This is a genomic window from Micromonospora globispora, assembly GCF_003857015.1.
In the GTDB taxonomy this organism is placed as follows: Bacteria; Actinomycetota; Actinomycetes; order Mycobacteriales; family Micromonosporaceae; genus Micromonospora; species Micromonospora globispora.
On sequence record NZ_QGGF01000112.1, the window covers coordinates 1 to 6,750 of the forward strand.

8 protein-coding genes and 1 pseudogene are annotated in these 6,750 nt (G+C 73.7%); all 9 read right to left on the reverse strand.

Going from position 1 to position 6,750, the window contains the following annotated elements; translation table 11 throughout:
- Positions 1–254 (reverse strand): annotated as a pseudogene (locus tag DKL51_RS04060) (phosphate acyltransferase PlsX); the annotation flags it as partial.
- A gap of 132 nt (positions 255–386) precedes the next feature.
- Positions 387–560 (reverse strand): 50S ribosomal protein L32, encoded by a 174-nt coding sequence (gene rpmF / locus DKL51_RS04065; protein WP_088963525.1) that lies wholly within the window; start codon positions 558–560, stop codon positions 387–389.
- A gap of 5 nt (positions 561–565) precedes the next feature.
- Positions 566–1,129 carry a YceD family protein gene (locus tag DKL51_RS04070; protein ID WP_109944378.1) on the reverse strand — a complete coding sequence of 188 codons (564 nt, stop codon included), beginning with the start codon at positions 1,127–1,129 and terminating at the stop codon, positions 566–568.
- A gap of 109 nt (positions 1,130–1,238) precedes the next feature.
- Positions 1,239–1,736: an SPFH domain-containing protein gene (locus tag DKL51_RS04075; protein WP_018786307.1), complete on the reverse strand. Its 498-nt coding sequence runs from the start codon at positions 1,734–1,736 to the stop codon at positions 1,239–1,241.
- A 147-nt stretch (positions 1,737–1,883) separates the two neighbouring features.
- On the reverse strand, positions 1,884–2,372 hold the full coding sequence (coaD, locus tag DKL51_RS04080; protein WP_109944379.1) for a pantetheine-phosphate adenylyltransferase: 489 nt from the start codon (positions 2,370–2,372) through the stop codon (positions 1,884–1,886).
- Positions 2,369–2,932: a 16S rRNA (guanine(966)-N(2))-methyltransferase RsmD gene (gene rsmD, locus DKL51_RS04085; RefSeq protein WP_109944383.1), complete on the reverse strand. Its 564-nt coding sequence runs from the start codon at positions 2,930–2,932 to the stop codon at positions 2,369–2,371. The genes coaD and rsmD overlap by 4 nt, the downstream gene beginning before the upstream one ends.
- Positions 2,933–3,108: 176 nt before the next feature.
- Positions 3,109–3,381 carry an SHOCT domain-containing protein gene (locus tag DKL51_RS04090; protein ID WP_221623128.1) on the reverse strand — a complete coding sequence of 91 codons (273 nt, stop codon included), beginning with the start codon at positions 3,379–3,381 and terminating at the stop codon, positions 3,109–3,111.
- Positions 3,382–3,558: 177 nt separating this feature from the next.
- Positions 3,559–5,757: an ATP-dependent DNA helicase RecG gene (gene recG / locus DKL51_RS04095; protein WP_438819647.1), complete on the reverse strand. Its 2,199-nt coding sequence runs from the start codon at positions 5,755–5,757 to the stop codon at positions 3,559–3,561.
- A partial coding sequence (locus DKL51_RS04100; protein WP_369008541.1) for a DAK2 domain-containing protein occupies positions 5,757–6,750 on the reverse strand: 994 nt, incomplete at its 5' end. The genes DKL51_RS04100 and recG, both read right to left, overlap by 1 nt.

Here is a 6,750-nt window from a genome sequence, read left to right on the forward strand (position 1 = left end):
GCGCTGACGGCCGCGCGGACCGTGCTCTCCGCGCGCGCGGCGCTGGGATGATCGGCCATGCCGACGGCGGCCCGGACCGGCCGGACCGTGACCCGGGCACGCTGCTCCGGGTCGAGGGCGTCGATCAGCCCGCCGGCGATCTCGGTCGGGCCGACGAGCAACAGATGCAGGTCGGGGTCAGCGCGCACGGCCTGCAGAGCGCCGTCAACCACGACGGCGGGAGCGTCGTCCCCGCCGAGGAGGTCAACGGCGATCCGCGCGGTGCCCGGCTCTCTCGGAACGCCGGCCGGGGGACGGCCGGCGGCGGAGGGAGCCGGGGCACCGGGGGATTGCCAGGGTGCGCGCGCCACCCGACCTGTGGTCGGGGGCGTCACTCGGCGTCCAGGTCAGACCTCGAGGACCTGGCGGCCGTTGTAGGTGCCGCAGACGGAGCAGGCGGCGTGCGGCAGCTTCGCCGACTTGCACTGCGGGCAGGCCACGGTCGCGACCACAGCCGCCTTCCAGTTCGCCCGGCGGGACCGGGTGTTGCTGCGCGACATCTTGCGCTTGGGGACGGCCACGGTTCTTACTCCTCTTTACGGGTCAGTTGCGACAGGCCCGCCCAACGCGGGTCGATCTGCTGATGGCTGTGGTCGGCCGGCAGATCATCCCAGTGCACCCCGCATTCGGGGCACAGCCCTGGGCAGTCCTCCCGGCAGAGCGGGTTGGTCGGCAGTGTGAGCACCACCGCGTCCCGCAGCGCCGGCTCCAGGTCGATCAGATCGCCCTGCATCCGGCCCACCTCATCCTCGTCGGTCGTGTCGTCCGTGGTGCTGTTCTCGTACGCGTACAGCTCCTGGACGTTCACGGCCACCGAGTCGTTGATCTCGCGCAGGCAGCGACCGCACTCGCCCTTGACGGGACCGGTGATGGTCCCGGAGACGAGCACGCCCTCGGACACCGACTCCAACCTCAGGTCGAGGTCGAGGTCCGCGCCCTCCGGCACGCCGATCAACTCCACGCCGAGGTCCGCCGGTGCCGGTACGACCCGCTTGACGGTACGCAACGCACCAGGCCGACGCGGCAGGTCCCTCGTGTCGAGGACCAGCGGCGACCTGGGGTCGAGTGATGAAGGCGAGTGTTTGGGCATAGTCAGACTCCGGCCGGTGAGAGGCCGACAAAAAAGGTTACCTGGACGACCACCGGACCGTCGAACCGGGGGCGTCGGCCGCCCCGCCTGTCGGCTGCTGGGGTGCCGCTCAGAAGGGTAGCGGGCGATCCGCCTCGTCCCCAGCGAAGGTGCCGATCTCCCGCAGCGCGTGCATCTTGTCCCGGCCGCGCTCTATCGAGGCGAGCGCCCGGGTGAGGAACTGCTCGAAGTTCGCCAGCGCGGTGTCGACGTAGTCGTCGACCTCCTCCCGCAGGCGCTGCGCCTCGGCCCGGGCCTCGGCGATGATCCGGGCCCCCTCGTGCTCGGCGGAGACCGTGATCTCGTTCACGGAGACCAGGCGGGCGTGTTCCGCCTCACCCTCGCTGATGATCCGGTCGGCCTCCCGCTTGCCGGCCTCCATGATCTTGTCCCGCTCCTCGAGCAGCGCGGCGGCCCGCCGCAGGTCGGCCGGAAGCTCGGCACGCAGCTCGTCGAGCGCCGCGATCATCTCGCCCCGGTCCACCATGCAGTTGTTGCGCGACATGGGGACGGAGCGGGCCTGCTCCACCATGGCGATCAGTTCGTCGATGCGATCGAGCGGGTCCACGGGTACCTCACTCCTGTCGTTCGTCGGCCGACCTACATGATGCGGGCTACGGCCGGGTTCCCGCTCCACCAATGATGTCGTGCGCGGGCGACAGGTGGCCCATCCGCCCCGCCCCGGCGCGTCGCGCCGGGCCGCGAAGGCGACGGGTCAGCCGGGCTGCTGCGGCGCCAACCGGGCGCGCAGCTGCTCGCGGACCACGTCCGGCACGTGCCCCGAGATGTCCCCGCCCCACTTGGCCACGTCCTTGATCAGGCTGGAGGAGAGGAAGGAGTAGAGCGGGTTGGTCGGCATGAAGAGGGTCTCCACGCCGGCCAGGCCGATGTTCATCTGGGCCATCTGCAACTCGTAGTCGAAGTCGCTGACCGCCCGCAGGCCCTTGATCAGCACACTCGCCTGCTGGGCCCGGCAGAAGTCCACCAGCAGCCCGCGGAACGACTCGACCCGCACGTTGTCGTACGAGGAGGTCACCTCGCGGAGCATGTCGATCCGCTCCTCGACGGTGAACAGGCCGCGCTTCGACTGGTTGACCAGCACGCCGACGATCACCTCGTCGAAGAGCCGGCTGGCCCGGCCGATGATGTCGAGGTGTCCGTTGGTGACCGGATCGAAGGAGCCGGGACAGACCGCACGTCTCATGATCGGCGACCGTACCAAAGGGTGGTCTCGCCGTAGCGGCGACTGCGCTCCCCCGTGACGCCCTGCACCCAGGCGACCGGTCCGGTGCGGCTGGACCGCTCCACGATCACCAGCGCGTCGGAGGCCAGCCAGCCACCACCGACCAGTCCGGTCAGCACCCCGCTGACCTCCTCGTCGGTCACCGCGTACGGCGGGTCGGCGAAGACCACGTCGTACGGGTCGCCGTCCGGGCCGGCGGCGAGCACGGTGGCCACCTTGCCGGTGACCAGGCGGGCGGCCGGGGCGGCCCGCAGCGCGGCGATGTTCTCCCGGATCACCCGGGCCGCGCGCGGGTCGGACTCGACCAGCAGCACGTGCTCCGCGCCCCGGGACAGCGCCTCCAGCCCGACCGCCCCCGATCCCGCGTAGAGGTCGGCGAAGCGCGCGCCGACCAGGTCGAGCTCGGCCTGCACCGCGCTGAACAACGCCTCCCGGACCCGGTCCGAGGTGGGCCGGGTGCCGGCGCCGGGCGGCGCGGCGATCCGACGGCCGCCGAGCGTCCCGGCCACGATCCGGGTCACCGACTGCTCCTGCACATGCCTGCGACGCTACGCGATCCCCCGGAGGGCCACGGCCGACAGTCCACCGGCGCGGACGGGCCGGCGCCGCCCGGCCGTGGACCGCGCCAAACCCCGAGCCGTGACTCGTTACCCAGGACGGTGCCGCCGGCCGGCGACCGGCGGCGCCGTCCCGGTGGTCACCTCCGCCGCAGCACGCCCCGGCGCAGTCTCAGCTCGTCCTCGGTGATCTCGCCGCGCGCGTACCGCTCCGCGAGCGTGCGTTCGCCGGCGCTGCGCGCCTGCTGGGCAGGCGACCGGCGCCAGGCCAGGTAACCGACGGCCGAGAGCACCACGAGCCAGAACAGGACGGGGAAGATCAGCCACCAACCCGGTCCATCGCCGTGGCCCGGGCCGTCCCACCCCGGGTGCGCATACGTCATCGACGCAACGCTCAGGAACTCTGCCATCATCACGATCTCCCTTCTGGGACCGGCTCGCTTCAGCTCGCCGGACACCCCCGATCGTGCGCCGGTGGCAGCCCGCTCCTCGTCGCCCGAGCGACGGCATTCGGCGTACGTCCTGCGAGGCAGACGCCGGTCGTCGGCGTACTTCCGTCGCGGTACGGCCGCGCCTCGGCGGCCGCCGGCTCAGCCCTTCTCCAGGTACTCCGCGCGTTCCTCGTCGACCAGGGCGGCGACCGAGGCGGCCAACGCCGGGTGGCGGGACAGCTCCGGGTCCTCCTCGACCAGGGTGATCGCCTCGGCCCGGGCATCCCGGATCAGGTCGGTGTCCCGCAGCAGCGACAGCAGCCGCAGGTGCGACCGGCGACCGGACTGGGTCGCGCCCAGCACGTCGCCCTCCCGGCGCTGTTCCAGATCCAGCTCGGCCAGCTTGAACCCGTCGGTGGTGGAGGCGACCGCGTCCAGCCGCTCCCGGGCCGGCGAGCCCTCCATCGCCTCGGTCACCAGCAGGCAGAGGCCGGCGGCCGACCCGCGGCCCACCCGACCGCGGAGCTGGTGGAGCTGGGAGACGCCGAACCGGTCGGCGTCGAGCACGATCATCACGGTCGCGTTGGGCACGTTCACGCCCACCTCGACCACCGTGGTGGCCACCAGCACATCCAGGTCGCCGGCGGCGAAGGAACGCATCACGGCGTCCTTCTCGTCAGCCGGCAGCCGGCCGTGCAGCACCCCGATCCGCAGCCCGTGCAGCGGCCCCTCGGCCAGCAGCGGGGCGACCTCGGTCACGGCGAGCGGCGGCCGGCGGTCGCTGTCGTCCTCCCGTGGGGCCTCCTCCTCCGACGACGGACCCTCTCCGATCCGCGGGCAGACCACGTACGCCTGGTGGCCGGCGGCCACCTCCTCGCGCAGCCGGCGCCAGGCCCGGTCAAGGAAGGCCGGCTTCTCCGCCGCCGGCACCACGTGCGACGCGATCGGCGAACGGCCCTGCGGCAGCTGGGACAGGGTGGAGATCTCCAGGTCGCCGTAGACGGTCATGGCCACGGTGCGCGGGATCGGGGTCGCGGTCATCACCAGCACGTGCGGAGGCTGGTCCGCCTTGGCCCGCAGGGCGTCGCGCTGCTCCACCCCGAAGCGGTGCTGTTCGTCGACCACCACCAGGCCCAGGTCGTGGAAGTCCACCCCCTCGTAGAGCAGGGCGTGGGTGCCGAGCACGATCCCGGCCCGCCCCTCGGCCACCTCGGCCAGGGCCCGCCGCCGGGCCGCGGCACCGAGCGAGCCGGTGATCAGCTCCACCCGGGTCGCGTCGTCGGACGCGCCCAGCTCGCCGGCCTGGGCGAGCGGGCCGAGCAGGTCGAGGATGCCCCGGTAGTGCTGGGCGGCGAGCACCTCGGTCGGGGCGAGCAGGGCCGCCTGGCCGCCCGCGTCGACCACCTGGAGCATGGCCCGCAGGGCCACCACCGTCTTTCCCGACCCGACCTCGCCCTGCAGCAGCCGGTGCATCGGGTGCGCGGTGGCCAGGTCGGCGGCGACCTCCCGGCCCACGGTCCGCTGGCCGGGAGTCAGCTCGTACGGCAGCCGGGCGTCGAACCCGTCGAGCAGGCCACCGGCGCGCGGCGGTCGGGGCTTCGCCGGCCAGGCCGCCGCCCGGTGCTTGCGCTGCACCAGGGTGAGCTGCACCGCGAACGCCTCGTCCCACTTCAGCCGCCGCCGGGCCCGGTAGAGCTCCTCCTTGCTGGACGGCCGGTGGATCTCCCGCAGCGCGGTGTCGATGCCGACCAGGTTGCGGCTGGCCCGCACGGTGGCCGGCAGCGGATCCTCCGGCGGGGTGAAGGTGTCCAGCACCACCCGGACGCAGCGGGCGATCACCCAGGTCGGCACCGCGGCCGCCGCCGGGTAGACCGGGATCAGCGCGCCGGCGAACTCCTCGACCTCCTCGTTGGCCGCCGCCTCCCCCTCGCCGCCCTCGCCGAGCAGGACGTACTCCGGGCCGTTGAGCTGCCGCTTACCGCGGAACTCGGTGACCTTGCCGGCGAAGAGCCCCCACCGGCCGGGGCGCAGCTCCCGCTCCCGCCACGCCTGGTTGCCGAAGAAGGTGAGGGTGAGCACGCCGCCCGAGCCGTCGCCGACGGTCACCTCCAGCAGGTTGCCCCGGCGCTGCCGCATCGGCCGGACCGCGGTGCGCTGCACCTGCGCCAGCACGGTCACCTGCTCCCCCACGTCGAGCGAGCGGATGTCGGTGTGCTCGCCGCGCTCGTCGTACCGGCGCGGGAAGTGGTAGATCAGGTCGCCGGCGGTGTGCAGGTCGAGGTCGCTGGCCAGGGCCTTGGCGGTCTTCTCCCCGACCAGCTTCTTCAGCGGCGTGTCGACCGTGGACGGCTCCGGCATCACTCGACCCCCAGCAGGAGCGGATAGTGCGGCTGCCCACCCTCGTACGCCTGCACCTCGACGAACGGCCAGGTCCGCTCGACGTGCTCGCGCACCCGGTCGGCCAGCCCCTCCGGGGCGTCCGCCCCGCAGAGCAGGGTGACCAGCTCACCGCCGCCGCCGAGCATCCGGTCGACGACGGCGGTGCAAGTGTCGAGGAGGTCGCAGCCGATCAGGTGCACCTCCCCCTCGACCAGCGCCAGCACGTCACCCGGGCGGCACGGACCGGCCACGGTCAGCGCCTCCCTGCTGGCGTGACAGACCTCGGCGTACCGGCAGGCGCCGGCCGCCTCGGCCATGGCGATCACGTCGTCCTCGAACCGTCGGGCCGGGTCCCGCACGGCGAGGGCGGCCAGCGCCTGCACCGGGGACCGGGTGGGCACCACGCTCACCTTGACGCCCAGCCCGTGCGCCTCCCGGGCGGCGGCGCTCGCCACGGTCTGCGTGTTGGGGTCGTTCGGCAACACCACCACCCGGGCCGCGCCGGTGGCCCGGATCGCGTCGAGCAGCTCGCCGGTGGACGGGTTGGCCGGGACGACCGTGGCGCCCTCGGCGCCGAAGAGCTCGGCGATGCCGGCGCCGGTGGCCACCACCACGGCGGCCCGACCGTCCGGCAGCACGGCAGGCGGGGCCGGGGCCGCGGCCACCTGGTCGGCGAAGCGGGTCACCGAGATCCGGTGCGGACGACCGGCCACCACCCCCGCCTCGATCGCCGCGCCGACGTCGTTGACGTGCACGTGCACGTTCCAGGTCCCGCCGCCCGGGCCGCCGTCGCCGACGATCACCAGCGAGTCGCCCAGCGCGTCCAGCTCCGTCCGCAGCCGCGCCACCGCCTCCGCCCCGGCGTCGAGCAGGTACTGCACCTCGTACGCGTACTGCGCGGAGCCGGTCTCGCGCACCGCGGTGGACGGCGGGCGCACCGCGGCCGGGGCGGGCGCCGGCTGCCGCGGGCTC

Bases quoted from the DNA above. Each gene is read 5' to 3' on its own strand.
- DKL51_RS04070 (WP_109944378.1), bottom strand. From the start codon at position 1,129: ATGCCCAAACACTCGCCTTCATCACTCGACCCCAGGTCGCCGCTGGTC.
- coaD (WP_109944379.1), bottom strand. From the start codon at position 2,372: ATGAGACGTGCGGTCTGTCCCGGCTCCTTCGATCCGGTCACCAACGGA.
- DKL51_RS04090 (WP_221623128.1), bottom strand. From the start codon at position 3,381: ATGATGGCAGAGTTCCTGAGCGTTGCGTCGATGACGTATGCGCACCCG.
- recG (WP_438819647.1), bottom strand. From the start codon at position 5,757: ATGCCGGAGCCGTCCACGGTCGACACGCCGCTGAAGAAGCTGGTCGGG.